The 18,364-nt window shown below is 27.8% G+C and carries 18 protein-coding genes; 2 read left to right on the forward strand and 16 right to left on the reverse strand.

Annotated features, from left to right (window positions below):
* Window positions 1–508 precede the first annotated feature (508 nt).
* The 7 genes from rpsU to thyA all read right to left on the reverse strand — a co-directional run bounded on the left by rpsU (window position 509) and on the right by thyA (window position 5,959).
* Complete coding sequence (gene rpsU, locus LW893_RS06305) at window positions 509–688, reverse strand: 30S ribosomal protein S21 (RefSeq protein ID WP_004832359.1); 180 nt, start codon at window positions 686–688, stop codon at window positions 509–511.
* Between the two features lie 146 nt (window positions 689–834).
* A complete protein-coding gene (locus LW893_RS06310) occupies window positions 835–1,176 on the reverse strand; it encodes a histidine triad nucleotide-binding protein (protein ID WP_233056444.1) in 342 nt (113 codons plus the stop codon).
* Between the two features lie 138 nt (window positions 1,177–1,314).
* A complete protein-coding gene (locus LW893_RS06315; protein WP_233056445.1) occupies window positions 1,315–1,827 on the reverse strand; it encodes a cysteine hydrolase family protein in 513 nt (170 codons plus the stop codon).
* Window positions 1,828–1,917: 90 nt separating this feature from the next.
* Window positions 1,918–4,002: a type I DNA topoisomerase gene (topA, locus tag LW893_RS06320; protein WP_233056446.1), complete on the reverse strand. Its 2,085-nt coding sequence runs from the start codon at window positions 4,000–4,002 to the stop codon at window positions 1,918–1,920.
* A gap of 10 nt (window positions 4,003–4,012) precedes the next feature.
* Entirely contained in the window at window positions 4,013–4,456 is a 444-nt protein-coding gene (locus LW893_RS06325) for a GNAT family N-acetyltransferase (RefSeq protein WP_233056447.1), read from the reverse strand.
* 120 nt (window positions 4,457–4,576) lie between these two features.
* Entirely contained in the window at window positions 4,577–5,119 is a 543-nt protein-coding gene (locus tag LW893_RS06330; RefSeq protein WP_233056448.1) for a flavin reductase family protein, read from the reverse strand.
* A 9-nt stretch (window positions 5,120–5,128) separates the two neighbouring features.
* Window positions 5,129–5,959 (reverse strand): thymidylate synthase, encoded by an 831-nt coding sequence (gene thyA / locus LW893_RS06335; protein ID WP_233056449.1) that lies wholly within the window; start codon window positions 5,957–5,959, stop codon window positions 5,129–5,131.
* A gap of 288 nt (window positions 5,960–6,247) precedes the next feature.
* On the opposite strand from thyA, the gene LW893_RS06340 reads away from it, so the two are divergent.
* Window positions 6,248–6,493 (forward strand): type B 50S ribosomal protein L31, encoded by a 246-nt coding sequence (locus LW893_RS06340; protein WP_004832367.1) that lies wholly within the window; start codon window positions 6,248–6,250, stop codon window positions 6,491–6,493.
* 600 nt (window positions 6,494–7,093) lie between these two features.
* On the opposite strand, the gene LW893_RS06345 is transcribed toward LW893_RS06340, so the two are convergent.
* The 6 genes from LW893_RS06345 to LW893_RS06370 form a co-directional block, all read right to left on the reverse strand.
* Complete coding sequence (locus LW893_RS06345; protein ID WP_233056450.1) at window positions 7,094–7,324, reverse strand: hypothetical protein; 231 nt, start codon at window positions 7,322–7,324, stop codon at window positions 7,094–7,096.
* Window positions 7,324–9,060, reverse strand: coding sequence for an ABC transporter ATP-binding protein (locus tag LW893_RS06350; protein ID WP_233056451.1), 1,737 nt, complete (start codon window positions 9,058–9,060; stop codon window positions 7,324–7,326). The genes LW893_RS06345 and LW893_RS06350 overlap by 1 nt, the downstream gene beginning before the upstream one ends.
* Complete coding sequence (locus tag LW893_RS06355; RefSeq protein WP_233056452.1) at window positions 9,050–10,792, reverse strand: ABC transporter ATP-binding protein; 1,743 nt, start codon at window positions 10,790–10,792, stop codon at window positions 9,050–9,052. The genes LW893_RS06350 and LW893_RS06355 overlap by 11 nt, the downstream gene beginning before the upstream one ends.
* A 57-nt stretch (window positions 10,793–10,849) precedes the next feature.
* On the reverse strand, window positions 10,850–11,869 hold the full coding sequence (locus LW893_RS06360) for a LacI family DNA-binding transcriptional regulator (protein ID WP_233056453.1): 1,020 nt from the start codon (window positions 11,867–11,869) through the stop codon (window positions 10,850–10,852).
* A gap of 219 nt (window positions 11,870–12,088) precedes the next feature.
* Complete coding sequence (locus LW893_RS06365) at window positions 12,089–12,256, reverse strand: hypothetical protein (protein ID WP_233056454.1); 168 nt, start codon at window positions 12,254–12,256, stop codon at window positions 12,089–12,091.
* Window positions 12,257–12,741: 485 nt separating this feature from the next.
* Window positions 12,742–13,917 (reverse strand): iron-containing alcohol dehydrogenase, encoded by a 1,176-nt coding sequence (locus LW893_RS06370; RefSeq protein WP_233056455.1) that lies wholly within the window; start codon window positions 13,915–13,917, stop codon window positions 12,742–12,744.
* Window positions 13,918–14,456: 539 nt separating this feature from the next.
* Here LW893_RS06370 and LW893_RS06375 point away from each other — a divergent pair.
* Window positions 14,457–14,975: a hypothetical protein gene (locus tag LW893_RS06375; RefSeq protein ID WP_233056456.1), complete on the forward strand. Its 519-nt coding sequence runs from the start codon at window positions 14,457–14,459 to the stop codon at window positions 14,973–14,975.
* Between the two features lie 33 nt (window positions 14,976–15,008).
* Here the strand turns inward: LW893_RS06375 and LW893_RS06380 are convergent, their stop codons facing one another.
* From LW893_RS06380 to LW893_RS06390, 3 genes are all read right to left on the reverse strand, one after another.
* Window positions 15,009–15,395, reverse strand: coding sequence for a hypothetical protein (locus LW893_RS06380; RefSeq protein WP_233056457.1), 387 nt, complete (start codon window positions 15,393–15,395; stop codon window positions 15,009–15,011).
* Complete coding sequence (locus tag LW893_RS06385; RefSeq protein ID WP_233056458.1) at window positions 15,395–16,714, reverse strand: M18 family aminopeptidase; 1,320 nt, start codon at window positions 16,712–16,714, stop codon at window positions 15,395–15,397. Before LW893_RS06385 ends, LW893_RS06380 begins: the two co-directional genes overlap by 1 nt.
* Before the next feature lie 107 nt (window positions 16,715–16,821).
* Complete coding sequence (locus tag LW893_RS06390; RefSeq protein ID WP_233056459.1) at window positions 16,822–18,258, reverse strand: APC family permease; 1,437 nt, start codon at window positions 18,256–18,258, stop codon at window positions 16,822–16,824.
* Window positions 18,259–18,364 lie beyond the last annotated feature (106 nt).

The following is an 18,364-nucleotide window of genomic DNA, read 5'->3' on the forward strand; positions in this document are numbered from 1 at the left end:
ATATAATTATATCAAATGTTTATATAAAAATCAATACTTTCTAATTAAAAATTTTAAATTAATCGTAAGCTAATTTTCTATTAACGGTATGCTATCTAACAAAGCTACTTCCTTAACCGTCATCTTGAGCGTAGTCGAAAGATCTCAACTATTTCTTGTTTACAAGAAATAGTATTTCTGAAAGAAATAATAAATGTTTTTTTTATGTATCTTCGATACATTTACTTTTTCTAAAGCAAAAGTATGAGGTCTCCGCAGTCGATTGTATCCAAATCAAGATTTGGACAATCTTTGCGTCAGACCTACTATAGATTATTTACAAGTAAATAATCTAAGTTAGGGCTAGATTCATTTCGCTCTGCTCCAGTCGAGATGACGTGTTAGGAGATTTTCTTTGCTAGGTATTATGACATGAACTTTTTTATTATCTATAAAGTTTTAAAAACATAAAAAAAGCCCTTAAAATAAAGGACTTTAGTTTAATTCAAAAAATTAAATTTTAAACAGCTTAGAATTTTTTCTTTTTTCTTCTTGCTGCCTCTGATTTTTTCTTTCTCTTTACACTTGGCTTTTCGTAATGTTCTCTTTTTCTATATTCTGAAAGCACTCCAGCACGTGCACATTGTCTTTTAAATCTTTTCAACGCATTATCCAAAGATTCGTTTTCGCCAACTCTGATCTCTGCCATGATATCCCCCCTCTCTTATATAGACATACTGTCTTGAGAAATAATCATTCATATTATACAACAAAATCAATATAAATTCAAGTAAATTCACAATATTTTTTTGTATAATTAATAATTTTTAAAAATTTTTTATAATATTTTAAATTTTAGCCTGGTGGCCAATTTAAACTACGTCCTGCAAGAACGTGAAAATGTAAATGTTTAACAGTTTGTCCACCGTGATCATTACAATTATTTATAATTCTGTAACCTGATTCATCAAATCCCATTTCTTTTGCAAGTTCAGCAATCTTTACAAAAATCTTTGCAACTACTTCTGAATTTTCTCTATCTAAAAAATTACAAGATTCAATATGTTTTTTAGGAATTACTAAAAAATGAATCGGAGATTGAGGGGATAAATCGTTAAATGCAACTATATCATCATCTTCATAAACTTTATTTGATGGAATTTCTCCATTAACAATTTTGCAAAAAATACAGTCCATTATCTCACCTCCATACAGTAAATATCACAATTAAAATAATTTTTAATCTATTTTAATTCTCGTTTATTATACCATATTTTAGGCATATTTACAATAAAAAAACACGACTACTACTTGTAATCGTGTATCCTTATTTTTTTATAAAATCTCAATTTGACACATTTTCATTGTTTCTAATGCTGAATTATGACTTTGTGGAGTAACTCCCGCACAACATTTACTATCAACGATTAGTTCAACTTCAGGTAAAAATCCTTTAATCATTAATGCATTAACAACTACACAAATATCAGTACAAATTCCAACAAATTCAATACTTTCTATTTGCTCTTTTTCGTTTAGATTTTTTAAATATTCAACTAAGTTGCTAGATCCAAATCCTGCTTTTTCAAAAATTTTACAATTTTCTTTATAAATACCTTCTCGGATTTCCCAACCATTACTACCCTTGATACAATGCTTTACAGGAAGTTTTCTGCCCTCTTGCGTATTTAGGTAGTTATCATCATGAGTATCCATTGTATAAATAATTTCTCCGTCAAAGTTTTTAATTTTTTCCTTTAAACTCGGAATCATATCAATAGCTTCTTTAGTTCCCAATCTACCGTCAACAAAATCATTTTGCGCATCAATAACAACTAATATTTTCATAACCAGCCTCCAAAAGTTTTTGATAAAAAAATCTAAATATTTTATCCAAATAAATTATATACAATAATTACTCTTTTGTCAAATTATAATTTATTTCTTTTTCTTTAAATCAATCTCAAAATCACAATTTTCATCGGAACATTTTAATGCATGTTTAAATCTGTTTTTAACTTCAACTAAGAATTTTCCACATTTTTCACAATTTTTATCAGCTATCGGTTTGTCCCAAATTGCATAGTCACATTCTGGATAATTTTCACAACCATAAAAAACTTTTCTCTTTTTTGAAATTTTTTCGATTATTCTTCCACCACATTTAGGGCATTTTACACCAGTATCTTTAACTTCCTTTTTTATATAATTACAATCAGGAAATCCGCTACAACCAATAAATTTACCAAACTTTGCCTTTTTAACAACTAAATTTTTACCACATTGTGGACATTTTTCATCAAGAACTTCATCTTTTATCTTGTAATCATCTGAATCACCCTCAGACTTTTTCAAAAAAGTTTCAAAAACGGCATAGAAATCTGAAATAACTTTTTTCCAATCCTTTTTATTTTCAGCTATTTCATCAAGTTTTTCTTCCATTTCCATTGTAAATTTTTCATTTATAATTGTTTCAAAGTTGGAAACTAAAAACTTATTTACATTTTTTCCAAGCTCTGTTGGAATTATTTTTTTATTCTCAATTAAAATATAAAATCTGCTTGTCAAACTATTTATAATACTTGCATAGGTACTTGGTCTTCCGATTCCATTCTCTTCAAGTTTTTTAACTAAACTAGCCTCTGTAAAATTAGCAACTGGTTTTGTAAAATGTTGACTTTTTTCTATTTTTTCAGCATTAATTACATCTTTAACTTCTAATTTTGGTAATGGTTCATCTTTAATATCACTTGAAGTATATATTTTTGAAAATCCATCAAATAAAGTATATCTTCCATTTAATTTATAGATACAATTATTTGAATTTAAAACTATTTGTGTGCTTTCATAACTTTCAGCTTTCATTTGTGAAGCGACTGTTCTTTCCCAAATCAATTTATATAATTTATATTGATTTGCAGTTAAATAGCTCTTTATTTTTTCAGGACTTCTAAAAATACTACTTGGTCTAACGCCTTCATGAGCATCTTGTGAATTCTTCTTTTTTAAATTGTATTCATTACCTCTTGTAGCATAATTTTTTCCATAGTTTTCTGTAATATATTCTATTGCTTCAGCAACTATTTCAGATGAAATTCTAGTTGAATCCGTTCTCATATATGAAATCAAACCGACAGAACCTTCTTTACCAACATTTATTCCTTCATAAAGTTGTTGAGCAATACTCATAGTCATTGAGCTTGAAAAACCTAATTTTCTTCCCGCTTCTTGTTGCAATGTACTTGTAGTAAAAGGCGGTTGAGGCTTTCTCTCTTTTTTCACCTTTTTTACATCTTCAACGATAAAATTATCTTTGTCTGTTTTTTCAACAACTTCTAAAGCTTCTTTTTCCGTTTTTATATCTCTTTTTACTACTTTTTTATTTTTATATTCTCCATAATAAAGTGATTTAAACTCTATATTTTGAACATTATGTATTCCTTCAATCTTCCAAAATTCTTCAGGAACAAAATTATCTATTTCTTCTTGACGTTCACAAATAATCTTTAAAGTTGCAGATTGAACACGACCTGCAGAAAGACCACTCTTTATTTTTTTCCATAGAATAGGAGAAAGTTTATAACCCACAAGTCTATCTAAAACTCTTCTAGCTTGTTGGGAATTTACTAAATTCATATCTATTTTTCTTGAATTTTTAATAGACTCTTTTATACTCTTCTTAGTAATTTCATGGAATTCTATTCTATTTTTTTCATTAACGTCTAGTCCTAAAAGATAAGCAATATGCCAAGAAATAGCCTCTCCCTCTCTATCAGGGTCGGTTGCAAGATATACATTTTTTGAATTTTTGTAAAGCTCTTTTAACTCTTTAATCTTCGATGCTTTACCTCTTACATTAATATATTCAGGCTCAAAATTATTGTCTATATCTATTCCCATTTTACTTTTTGGTAAATCTCTTATATGACCAATACTAGCTACAACCTTATAATCACTTCCAAGCATTTTACTAACTGTTTTAGCCTTTGTTGGAGACTCTACTATAACTAAATTTTTATACAAAACAAACTCCTTATACAATCTTACTCATTGATATATGTTCTATTCCAACCTCAACAAAAATATTATCATTATCCTTAGAATAACCTAACATTTCATAAAAAGTCATTGCATGATATTGTGCTGAAAATCTTATTATCTTTTTTTCATTTTCTTTTTTATATTTTTTTACTGTTTCTTCCATATTTATAAATAGAAATCTGCCTACACCCTTACCTCTGCACGATTTTTTAACACAAGCTCTACCAAAATAGACAATTTCTTTATGAATATCCATAATTCTTGCAGTTGCAAGAAGTTCATCTCCTTCAAAAACTCCAACATGAATAGTATCATCTAAACTATCTTTATGATCTATCTCATATTCAAGTGGAACTTTTTGCTCGTCTACAAAAACTTCTTCTCTCAAAGCGAATGCCATTTTCATTTCATCACTTTTCAAAACTCTATATTCCATACAAACAACTCCGTATATTATTTAAACTCTCTATATGTTATATAATTTAATTAATTTTGTCAATATTTTTTCAGTTTTTAAATGCAAAAAATGTGCCAAATCAAAATTTGGCACACAATTTTAATCTTCTTCAATTATATATGCACTTACTATTTCTCCATAATAAGCTGTATGATAATCTCTATTTGCTCCATGAAAATCCCCTGGAACATCTTTAGGATAATTTTTTTCTCTTATTTCCTCCGGAATAGCATTTTCATCCTGTTTTTGTTTGTAAATAACTTTACATTCTAAAGTTAAAGGCAATTCTTTAATAGCAGGAACATTAACCATTTCAGAATCAACTAAAGTTAAATTTAGGTCCTTGATTTTATCTGTATTTCTTCCAGATCTAGTTCCAGAAATTCCAATAATCTTTCTATTTAAAACATTTAAAAAGATATTTATAGTAAATTCTCCACTTTCATCAAGTAACTCTTTTGTAAAACGTCCCTCTCTAATAAAAGCAGTAAAAATAGGTTTATTCCACTCTATTCCTAATGTTCCCCATGAAATTGTCATAGTATTTACTCTCCCTTTTGACTTTGTAGTAAGTAAAACACCTTTTTCAACCGCTTTAATAATTTCTTTTGCATAATCAAAAACTTCAATTTTTCTTTTCATAATTTCCTCCTAAATTGCAATTGGAATATCTTTTATTTGTTCTCCACATTTATAATTTTCTACTATAACATCGTCTGATGTAAAATCATAGAAGTTTTTAACATTAGGATTTAAAGTAACCTTTGGAGCAGGGAATTTCTCTCTCTTAATAAGTTCCTCTATAATAGGAATATGTCTATCATAAATATGAGCATCAGCTATAACATGAACAAGTTCACCAACTTCTAAATCACATTCTCTTGCAAGCATATGAACTAAAATTGCATATTGGCAAACATTCCAATTATTTGCAGCTAAAATATCTTGACTTCTTTGATTTAAGATAGCATTCAATTTTTTACCTGTAACATTGAAAGTAACACTATATGCACAAGGATATAAATTCATTTCAGATAAATCTTCATGAACGTAGATATTTGTAATTATCCTTCTACTATATGGGTTGTTTTTTAAGTCATAAATTACTCTGTCAACTTGATCAAACATTCCTTCCTTATACTTATGTTTAACTCCGAGTTGATACCCATAAGCCTTTCCAATGCTTCCATTTTCATCAGCCCACTCATCCCAAACATGACTCTTCAAATCTTTAATATTATTGGATTTCTTTTGCCATATCCAAAGCATTTCGTCAGTACATAATTTAATAGCTGTTTTTCTAAGTGTAAGTGCAGGAAATTCTTCAGCTAAATTATATCTATTTACAACACCAAACTTTTTAATTGTATATGCCTTTGTTCCATCCTCCCAAACAGGACGAACTTTTTCTCCCTTTGTATCTACACCATTTTCAAGTATATCTTTACACATTGAAATAAATATATCATCTGCTCTACTCATAATTTTCTCCTAAACTTTAATTGTGAAATAACAAATTTTCCGCGCACTACCAGATGCGAAACATCGTGGAAGGGTTGGTTTTTTTCTCATAATAAGAATAACATTTTTATATAAAAAAGGCAAATTAAATTTGAATTTACTTAATCTAAAATTTAAAATATCTATTGAAACTGTAACATTTTTCAAAATATTTTTCAATTTATTCACTAAAAATACTTGATTTAAGTTTTATGATATGATATAATACCTAAAGTGATTAATTTACAATATTTAAGTGAGGTGAAAACAATGAAAAAGGGAATACATCCAGAATACAATAAAGTAGTTTTTATGGATACAACAAGTGGATATAAATTCATCTGTGGTTCAACAAAAACTTCAAATGAAACAATAGAAATGGAAGATGGTAACACTTATCCATTAATTAAAATTGAAATCAGTTCTGACTCACATCCATTCTACACAGGTCGTCAAAGATTTGTTGAAAAAGGTGGTAGAATTGAAAAATTCAAAAAAAGATACAATATGGACTAAAAATAAAAAGCAGAGAAATCTGCTTTTTTTATTGCAAAAAATTAGGGACTTTAGGAGATTTCTAAACTATTACTTGTTTACAAGCAATAGTCTTTCTGAAAAAAACTATAAAATAATTTTTCTATGTATCTTCAATACATTTACTTTTGCTAAAGCAAAAGTATGAGATCTCTCCACTACACTCAGCTAAGCTTCGTTACGGTCGAGATGACGTGTTAGGAGAATTAATTTTCTAAATATCTTGACGTGAATTTTTTTACTTATTTTTGCTAATAACAAGAAATAGTATTTCTGAAAGAAATTCTAAAATAATTTTTCTATGTATCTTCGATACATTTACTTTTGCTAAAGCAAAAGTATGAGATCTTCTCAGTCAATTGTACTCAAATCAAAGATTTTAACAATCTTTGCATCAGGCCTACTTTTGCTTGCAAACAAGCAAAGTTAGGGCTAGATTGACTTCACTTTGCTATACTACGTTTCGCTCAAGATGACGTATAGAGAGAAATATTCGTTTAGTAGCTAGACGTTAAATGTAAATCGGCTTCAAAATATCTGAATAATTTCCCAACAAAAAAAGCTGTTTTCACAGCTCTTTTTTTAACAACCACCTTTAAGTTTTTTACTTCTTATATAAAGTTTAGGAAATTTTTCATGTTGATTAAAATAACCCATAAGTTCAAAAAATTGAAAAGCTCTTTTTTGTTGTTCGACAGTCATTCCCAACTTTTCTCTAATATGTTTTTTTGCCATATTAGAATAAACAAAATACCCTTCACTATTTATATCTTTAATAACAATATCATATAAGTCATAATACTCTTGTTTCATTATTTGTCCCCTTTTGCAGATTGTATTTCGTACCAAGTTTTATATTTTCCATTAAGAGCGATCAACTCATCATGTGTACCTGTTTCTAAAACTTTTCCATTTTCTATCATAACTATTGTATCACAATTTTTAACGGTGGACAATCTATGTGCAATAATCATTGTGCTTCTACCCTGTTTTAAAACATCAATTCCATAATTGATAATTTTCTCAGTTTCAGTATCAATATTAGCAGTTGCTTCATCCAAAATTAAAACTTTTGGATTTCTAACTATTGCTCTAGCAAAACAGATGATTTGTTTTTCTCCAAGAGACAAATCCGAACCACTTATTGCAAGCTCAAAATCCAAATTATTATCTCTTCTTTGTAAAAGATTTTCCCCTCCAACTTTTACAATAGCATCTAGCACTTCTTTTTCAGTTATATTTTCATCTTTAAGAGTAATATTGTCTTTTATACTTCCTGTAAAAATATAAGGATCTTGAAGCACTACTGCCATTTGTTTCCTATATGATGCTTTACTTAAAGTTTTTATATTTTGTCCATCAAGTAAAATTTCTCCTTTTTGATTTTCATAAAAACCTAAAATTAAATTCATTATTGTTGACTTTCCACTTCCAGTTGCACCAACAAAAGCAATTGATTTTCCCTTTTCAAGTTTGAAGTTGACATCTTTTAAAACTGGAACATTTTCTTTATATTCAAAACCAACATTTTTAAATTCAATATTTCCTTCAAGTTCAATTTCCCTATCCGTTGTTTTTTCTTGTTCAATTTCGAAAATTTTGATGATTCTATCACAAGAAACAAGCGCAGTCTTATATCTATTTATTTCAGATAAGAAATTCATAAATAGCCTTAAAATTCTTTTATTGTATTCAATTAGAATATATAATATACCAACACTTAAACCTAGTCCATTTAGTTTTAAAATGGTAAATACTAAAATTATTATCGCATTAGTAACAATCATTACAAAGTCCATCAAATTCCAAGAGAACAAAGCATTGATTAAAGTTCTTCTTATATAGTTTTTCTCAACTTCTTTATTTTCTTTTTCAAAAGAATTAATCATCAAATCTTCATTTCCATAAACTTGAATTACAGGTAAAGATTTAATAGTTTCATTATAGATTGAGCTTGTAATTCCCTCATGTTTTCTTATAGTTTTAGTAACTTCTGTAAGTTTTTGACCATAATATTTTGTAATTACATACATTAATGGCAAATAAACCAATACTATTAATAATAAATATGGACTAATGAAAAACATAACAGTTAACATCATTCCTAGATTTAAAACAAAAGCTAGTAAGTCATTTAAAAGAGTTTGATATAACTCTTTAATTGTATTTGTATCAGTTGTAAATCTAGAAACCAAATCTCCTGCATAAGAACTATCAAAATATTGCATCTTGAAACTTTGCATACGTCTAATTAGACTAAATTGAATCTTGTATGCGATATTACAAGAAATTTTATTAAAAGTAATTCTTACTACAAAAGTAAATCCTACAACAGCTAAGTTTAATGCTAAATAGAATAACACTTTATTTAAAATAAAGGAATAAAAATTATCCATATTAACCAAATCTGCATCTATAATTGATGAAATAACTGTTGGTATATACACATCAAGAAAAACTCTAAAAATAGTACAAATTGAGCCTGTAAAAAGTAAAAACTTTTCTTCTAAAAGGTAGGAAGTTAAAAACTTTAATTTCTTATTCTTCATCTTCTTCCTCCTTATCTAGACTTTGATACTCAAATTGTTCTTTATACCAAGAATCCTTGGAAATAAGTTCTTCATGAGTTCCTCTATCTACTATTTTTCCATTGTCCATAACCAAAATTAAATCAGCATGTTCAACTGCAGAAATTCTATGAGAAATAATTATATTAGTTCTATTTTTTCTATTTTCTTTAAGCGAATTAATAATCTTACTTTCAGTATTTGCATCAATCGCAGAAAAAGAATCATCTAAAACTAGAATTTCAGGATCACGATATAACGCTCTCGCTAGAGAAATTCTTTGTTTTTGTCCACCAGAAAGTCCAAGACCACGTTCTCCAACAACTGTATCAAGTCCTTTTTCTAAATTTTGTATATCCTTATAAAAATCTGCTTTTTTAATAACATTAATAATTCTTTCATCATCTTCTGATACACTACCAAATAAAATATTTTCTCTTACAGTTTTTGAGAGCAAAATATTCTCTTGACTTACATATCCAAATTTACTTCTTACTGATGTAATATCATATTCCTCATAAGGTATATTATTAATAAAAACCTTGTTTTTATCAAAATTATAAAATCTTAAAATTTGTTTTACTAATGTACTCTTTCCACTTCCACTTTTACCAACAATCCCTAAAGTTTCTCCCTTATTTAGTTTAAAACTTATATCTTTAAGTGAAGCCTCTTTTTCTTCAGGATAATAAAAAGAAAAGTTTTTAAATTCCATAGTAGAAAAATCTTCTAAAATTTTATCACCATCTTCAATTTCTGTCTCATCATCAAGTAGAAGATTTATTCTATTTATTGAAACTAATGCTCTTTTATAGGTATTTATACAGTCGCCAAGTCCCCAAAAAGACCATGCTAAAGTCTCTCCAAGTCCAAAAAATGTTACAAGTTTTCCAATTGAAATACTTCCATTTCTAACTAAAAAAGCCCCATAAAATAGTCCTATTACCATTGATACCACTCTTATAAATGAGTTTGAAAGAAAAGACATCATCCAAAGATTCGATTCTAAATATGCTAAATCGAAATAATATTTAATTATTTTAGAAATATTTTTTTGTCTTACCTCTTCATTAACATAACTTTTTATTAATTTTATTCCTTCAATTATTTCTAAAATTTCCTGACTTGACTTTCCAAAAGTCAAATTCATTTCTTCACTTACTTTACCAACTTTTTTACTTATTAAATTTGTAATAATTGCTGTGAAAACAAAAGGTAACATAACTGCAATAGTTAGTTCCCAAGAAAGAAAGAACACAAGATAAATTGCACAAATTAATGGCATAAAAATAGAATCACATGCTAATAAAATTCCAAAACTAAAATATTCATATATGTATTTTGTTTCGTTATCTGCTAAACCAATAACATCTCCTGCAGTATTTTTTTGAAAAAAATCAGGAGATTTCTTTAATATTTTTCTAAAAATTAAATCCTTATAGTACATCTTTAACTTAGCGCCTGAACCAAAAGATAAATAAGCAAAAGTCATAAAACTTAAAAAGTTAACTAAGCCTAAAAATATCATCAAAGCTACATAACTATAAACTTTTGTAGCCTCAAAAGTTGGACTTTTAAACAAATCTACAATCTTTCCAGATAAAACAACTAAATAAATTAAAATTAAACTGCTAATTATATCAAAGGCGCATCCAAGTATAAATTTTGTTTTTGTCTTTTTAAAGCCATCTCTAACAGCTAAATAAATCCCCATTTAATCACCTTCTCCCACTTCAAAAAAAGCTCTTCAAAAAGAAGAGCAATTTTTAAATTATTTATTTTTTTTCTTAAAAGTAGCAACAGATCCTCTTTCAACAATTCTTGAAGGTAAGATTGTAACATCCTTTAATTTTTCTTCATTTCTAAGTTCCTTAATCAACTTTCTCATAGATATTGCACCCATATCATAATATGGTTCTTCTATTGTTGTAAGTGCAGGTCTGTAAATTGATGCGATTAAATCATCTCCGAATCCTGCAACTGAAATATCTTGAGGAACTTTAAGTCCGTTATCATAACAATAACTTATAAAACCAATTGCTAAAGAATCTTCACTTGCAAAAACAACTGTTGATTTATTATCTTTGATAAGTTTGAAAATTTCTTCTCCCATATCATATCCAGCTTGAACTGTTATATCCTTTGCATTTATAAGAGCTGATTTTACTTTTCTTTCAGCAACAGCTTCATTAAATCCAGCAAGTTTTTCTCTACCAATTCTACTTGTAATATCCTCACTTATAAAAATAATACTTTCATGTCCTTCATCAACAAGATAGTTAGTCATTTTATTACAAGTTGATTTGTAATCAATACTTACTGTATGTTCATCAGTATATTCATAAAATTTATCAAGTCTTACAAATGGAATGTTTTTACTTTTCAACTTAAACAAAATTTCCGGATTAATCTTTTCACTTATCATAATAATTCCTTCAACTTGTTTAGTGCACATAAATTCGATAATCTTATGCTCTACTTCAATATCTCCGTATGTACTAGAAAGTAAAATATCATAATTGTACATTCTTCCAATTTCTTCAATTCCTCTAATAATTTGAGCCATATAAGAAATTCCTATATCTTTTACAATAACACCAATCATATTTGATTTTCTCATTACAAGACTTCTTGCCAATTCATTAGGCTTAAAATCTAATTTCTTTATAGCATCTAAAACCTTTCTTCTTGATTCTGGGCTTACAGGTTTTGACTCATTCATGACTCTTGAAACAGTTGAAATAGAAACCCCAGCTAATTTAGCTACATCTTTTATAGTAGGTACTGACATGTTATCACTCCTTTGAATTAAAATTAAATATAAAAATCGTTTACAAACATCAATATAATTATAACATAATTTAATTTAAAATAAAATACTTTATGAAAATTATTTTCAGTAATTTTCCCGCTTGAAAATTCATAATTATTTAGTAAAAATATATTACTAAAAATGTTTTACCCATAAAAAAACTGTAAAATATTTATAATATATTTTACAGTAAAATTTTTATTTTTTAACTTTTATATATAAGCCGAATAAAACAGTAGAAATAATCAATGCAACAAAACATATCCCAATTTCTATTCCCACATAATTAACCAAAGCCTTATTAACAGGTAAAAATCCTCCAGTCAAATCAGAAAACACAGGGTAATTATTTGTAACAGAAGTCATAACAATCCCCAAAATTATAATCACAATAAGGAATAGAATATTTTTCTTCTGTTTTATAAAATATTAAAAAAATAAATTACACATAACTACCTCCAAAGCAAAGCAAAAAAATATTTCATATATAATACATTTTAAAAAATTAATTTATCTATTTACTTTATATTCTAGGTAAATAGTTATCACGAGAATATCACAATTATATTTTTTTATCAAATATAAAAACTGGTATTTTTCATCATATATATTGACATAAAATAAAAATATATCATAATTATATAAAAAAACTCATCTAAGCATGTTAGATGAGTTTTTATTGTGAAACAAAAAGGTTCCCGGGCACCCACCCGATGCAAAGCATCGAGGAATGGTGGGGTTGTTATTGTGAAACATTGTGAAACAACAAGGTTCCCGGGTACCCACCCGATGCAAAGCATCGTGGAAGGGTGGGGTTCTTATTTAATTATTTTTAAAATTTTTATTAAAGTTTATAAACACCTTCTATAAATATTTTCTATATCTTCTGGTGTTAATTCTTTAAATCCTTTTATACTTTCTTTTCCCTTGCAAGCCTTCTTAGCCATAATAGCAAAATTTTCATCGTTAATATTTACATCTGTTAATGTACTTTGTAATTTTAAGTCGTTAAATAAAAATTCAGAAAGTTTTTCAATGGCTTTTTCTGCAATTTCTCTATCAGACAGATTTTTATCTATGCCAAAAACATTAACTCCGAATTGAACATATTTATAAATATTTTCATCATTTAAACAATATTGCATCCAACGAGGAGTTAATATTGCAAGTCCATGTCCATGAGTTATATCATAAAATGCTGAAAGTTCATGTTCCATTGGGTGACAACTCCATGCAGTTGATTTACTTCCATTTATAAAACCATTTATTGCCCATGAAGATGCCCACATTAAATTAGCACGAGCTTCATAGTTTGTAGGGTCTTTCATTGCTATCGGAGCATATTTTATTACTGTTTTCATAAGACCTTCCATAACACAATCAAGCATAAATAAATCATTTTCTGTTGTAAAATAAACTTCTAGGATATGACTTAAAATATCTGCTGAACCGCAAGCAGTTTGATATTCACTTACACTGTATGTATTTTTAGGGTCAAGAAAAGAAACCTTTGGTAACATAGCCATCGAACCATTGCTTAATTTTTCATTTGTTTTAAGGTTTGAAATAACTCCCCCATTATCCATTTCAGAACCAGTTGCTGAAAGTGTTAATATAGTTAAAAGAGGCAATGCATCTTCTATTTTTGCTCTTTTTTCTAAATCAAGAAAATCCCAAGGGTCAAAATCAACTTTTGCTCCAGCACAAATAAATTTTGAGGCGTCAATCGTTGATCCTCCACCAACAGCAAGAACTACATCAATATTTTCTTCCTTACATATTCTAGCACCCTCTCTAACAGATTCTATTCTAGGATTAGGTTCTATCCCTGAAAGTTCAAAAACTTCAAGTCCTGCACTTTTTATTTCTTTGATAACCTCATCATAAAGTCCTATCTTTTTAATGGAACCTCCTCCATAAGTTAATAAAACTTTTTTTCCATATTTTGACAATTCTCTTCCAAGATTGGAAAGTTGTCCTTCTCCAAAATATACCTTAACAGGAATATTATAAACAAATGGTTTCATAAAAAACCTCCTCTTAAATTTTTAAATACTTCTTAATTGATTTTACCTTTTCTCTGTATCTAATTAAAGAATACCCCCATTTTATAATGAGAAAACAAAAAGAGAGAATTATTTAAAACAATTCTCTCCTAACCTATATATCGGATAAAATCGTTTTTTAATAATGATCAAAATATCATTTTTTCTTTTTACCGCTACTATGAGCATAGCATAATAATTTTTCGTTGTCAAATATTAAATCTTTATCTAATCTAAGATAAGTATTTTTTTAATTGTTACTAAAAAATCTAAAATTAATATTATATATTGATTGACTATTGATAAAATAATATGGTATACTCTAATCAATAAAAAATACATTTATCAGTTTTATTTTTAATAGTATAATTATTTATTATAGGATGGTCTTATGAAAACATTTGTTAATTTTAAAAAAATATCATTAAATTGTTCGAGGTATACGAATGGAGACTGTTTAATTTGTTTTAAAATAACAAAAATCTAAAAATGTTATAAAAACATACTGGAGGATAAATTTAATGAAAAAATTATTAAAAATTTTTTTCTTATTTTCTGTTTTAGCTTTATGTTCTTGTAATTCTAATAAAAATAAAGAATTTTATACTACCAATAAAAGCGAAAATGGATTTTATTTGATTAGCAGTCCAGTTCCTAAAAAAGTTGTTGAATATGCAAAAGAGATTTTTGTAAAAGAAAAACTAACTGGTACAGCAATTAAAGACGTTAACAATTTGGAATTATCTGAACCATATTCGATAAAGGAAAATATATTTTCATTTTTTATTTTGCAAAATGGTAAAAGCGTTGGAACATTAAAAATTACTGAAAATAATGGAAAATTAAAATATCAAATTTCTCAAGGATATCTGGAAGAAGAATTGAATAATATAATCTCAAAAGACGGAATTTATGAATTGAGTTTTGAAGAAAAAGAAAAAGGTGGTCGTCCAACACCTATATTTAAAAAACGCGATGATGTTCCTAAGGATAAAGTTATATATAATATCAAAAATTCCATAAAGAAAATACAAAATTAAATTTAAAAACAAAAAATGATGCTCATTTGAACATCATTTTTTTTCTATAATTTTATTAAATATTTGCTTTGTCGCATAATGTGAAAGTAATAATATGATTAAAGAAAAATCAAATGGTATTTGTACTACAACTTTTATTAAAAAGCATAGAACAAAAGCAACAAAATCTAAAATCATAAATTGTTTTTCACTTGTATATTTTTTAATTACATCATATTTTAGTTTTAAATTTCTAACTAAGATTACAAAAGCAACTACTCCAACTAATGCATCTATGCTGAAATTAACTAAAAATTTACTGTTTATAACAGCCCATAAAAAATATATAAACAAAGTTCCCATCATGATTATAGTTAATCCTGTAAGAGAAACTTTAGCCTTATCTTCAGCCATTTCTTTTGGCGTAATTCTTCTTGCCATTATTCAAAAATCACTCCGTCAGCACAATCAATTTTAATATTTGTTGAGAAGAATTCTTTTAATGCTGTAACCATATATCCTGTGTCTTTAATTCCACAAGTTTCATAGCTTGAGTGCATTCCAAGTTGTGCAACTCCTATATCAAGAGCATGTAAACTAACTTGAATATTTGATAAGTTTCCAAGAGTTGAACCACCAACTTTATCGGATCTATTTGCAAAGTATTGTGTAGGAACATCTACTTTTTTACAAATTTCTAAAAATACTGCTCTGCTAAAAGCATCAGTTGTATATTTTTGATTTGCAGCTTCTTTAATTACAATACCTTTGTTCATAAATGTTCTATTTGTTGGATCATAAAGTTCAGGATGATTTGGATGAACAGCATGAGCATTATCACAACTTACTAAGAAAGATTTTGCTACTGCTTGATGATATTCATCTGTTCCAAAACCAAGTGAAGCATTAATTCTCTTTAAAGCATCTTTCATAAATGTTGACATTGCACCTTGTTTTGTGTTTGAGCCAACTTCTTCGTTGTCAAAAACGGCACAAACATTTATTGCCTTTGGATTTTTAGAATCTAAAAATGCTTTCATTGATGTAAATGCACATTGTAAGTCATCAAGTTTTGGTGTTGAAACGAATTCATCTTTATATCCCCAAATACATTGTCTTTGACGATTTACTAAGAATAAATCTTTTGCAACTATATCTTCAACTTTAACTCCTAATTCTTCAGCAATCATTTTATCGAAGTCGCCTTTCTTTAATTCTCCTGCTGAGAATAAGGGTAATAAGTCAACTTGTTTATTATAAGCATAACCATTGTTTATTTCTCTGTTTAAGTGAATTGCAACATTTGGTATCATTAAAATATCTTTATCAATATTAAATAATTTATTTACAATATTTCCATTTTCTATAACTAAAACTCTACCTGCAAGACTTAAAGGTTTATCAAACCAAGTTGAGTCAATCATTCCACCATAACCTTCAACATTTAATTTCAAATGTTCTCCTGGTGCTTCCATTTCTGGAACTGCTTTAACCTTGTATGTTGGAGAGTCGCTGTGTGCAGCTGTGATTTGGAAATGATAATCGCTGAGTTCTTCTCCTACTTGGAAAGCTAATATACTTGAATTATTTCTTGTAGTATAGTAATTTCCACCTTTTTTTATTTCCCATTTTGCATTTTCTGGTAAAAATGTATAACCAGCTTTGTCAAAATATTTTTTCATTGTATCAACTGTATGAAACATACTTTTACTTGAATCAATAAAAGTTAATAACTCTTTTGAAATTTCAATATTATTCATATCAATACCTCCTATCATTTTAAATTTACCCTAATTGATTAAATTAAAATCATTATTTATATCTTAAAGAAAATAAAGGAACCAAAGTTCCTTTATTTCTTTATAAATTACATTTTTTTGTTGTCTTCTGCTTTTCTAAGAATTGGTAAGATTAAACCTAAAGCAACTAAAACTAGTGGAGTAATAATCTTTAAGAACATTTCGAATTGGTCTTTTGAGTACATTCCTAGTAAACAACAAGCTAATGTTACTATGAAACACCAAGCACCAAAGAATAGTCCAACACCTCTGCTTTTAACAAATCTATAATGTCTGTCAAGTTCTTCTCTACCATATCTAAGAGCAAAGTAAGCAACGAATACCCACATATATCTCATTGGCATTACTACACCGTTAAGACGAGTAAGTTGTCTTAGAACTGTAGTAGCTCCTGGTACAAATGATTGAGCTAATATGATTGCTCCACCAAGTACTGCAACTAATACGATACCATTTACATAAGCACCTTTTTCGTTCTTCTTTAACAATTTTGTTGGGATATATTGACTTGCATTAGGGTCTTCTAATAACATTCTTAAAGGAGCATCAATACTAATTAATAATGTTGCAAATTGTCCAACAGTATTAGCTGCTGAATAGATGATTAATAGTAAATCACCAACACCATAGTATTGTCCTAATTTTTGGAATGCCCAGTAAGCACCATTTGCTGCATAAGAGTCAAATGCTTCTTTACTTGCGTTGATTTCGTTGATATCGAACATAAGTCCCATAGCAACTGTACCAAATATAGCACTGATAACAACCATTAGAGTAGCGAACATCATAGCTTTAGGGAATTCTTTTGCAGAATCTCCTTCAACTTTATTTACATAAGGTGAAATTTTTTCAATACCACCAACTGCAAATACTAAGATTGATAAACTACTTAAATAGTTCAAATCAACTTTAGGTAATAAATTACTCATTGATAAGTTTAATTTTAAATATCCCCCATTTGGATTAATAACTGGTGCAGCATACATCATAAGAATAAATAAAATACCTAAAATAAACATACTTGAACCAGCAATAGTAGATAATCTCTTAATAGGACTTAAACCTCTTGTTGCTAAATAACAGAATAACAATAATACACCAAAAGTAGCTAATTGAACATAGATTGTAGGAATACTATCATAAGCTTTAGCATCTCTAAAAATCATAAAGCTTAAAGCTTTAAGACCACCTGAACCTTTACCAGCAATATAAGTAATGTGTACTGCCCAATAAGTCCATCCTGCATAATAAGCTAATTTAGAGTTAGTTGTTTCTTGAATCCAAGAAGTAACTCCACCACCTAAATCTTTAAATGTAGAACCAAGTTCACCAACCATAAGTGCATACGGAATAAAATACAATGCGAACATTAGTATCCAAGAAAATATTACTTGTGTACCATGAAAGTAAATATAACCGTTTAAAACATTTCCGAATCCCCAAAGTGTTGAGAAACACATAAATACAAGGGACTGCCAACTAATTTTCTTTTCGGAACCTTCCATTTCATCCTCCTAAAATATAATTTTTAAAGCTATTTTTTTAGCTATACAAAGTATATCAAATTTAGTTATAGTTGTCAAAGGCATAAACGATAAGATAACGTTTTAT

This window comes from Parvimonas micra (assembly GCF_021300775.1).
GTDB lineage: Bacteria > Bacillota > Clostridia > Tissierellales > Peptoniphilaceae > Parvimonas.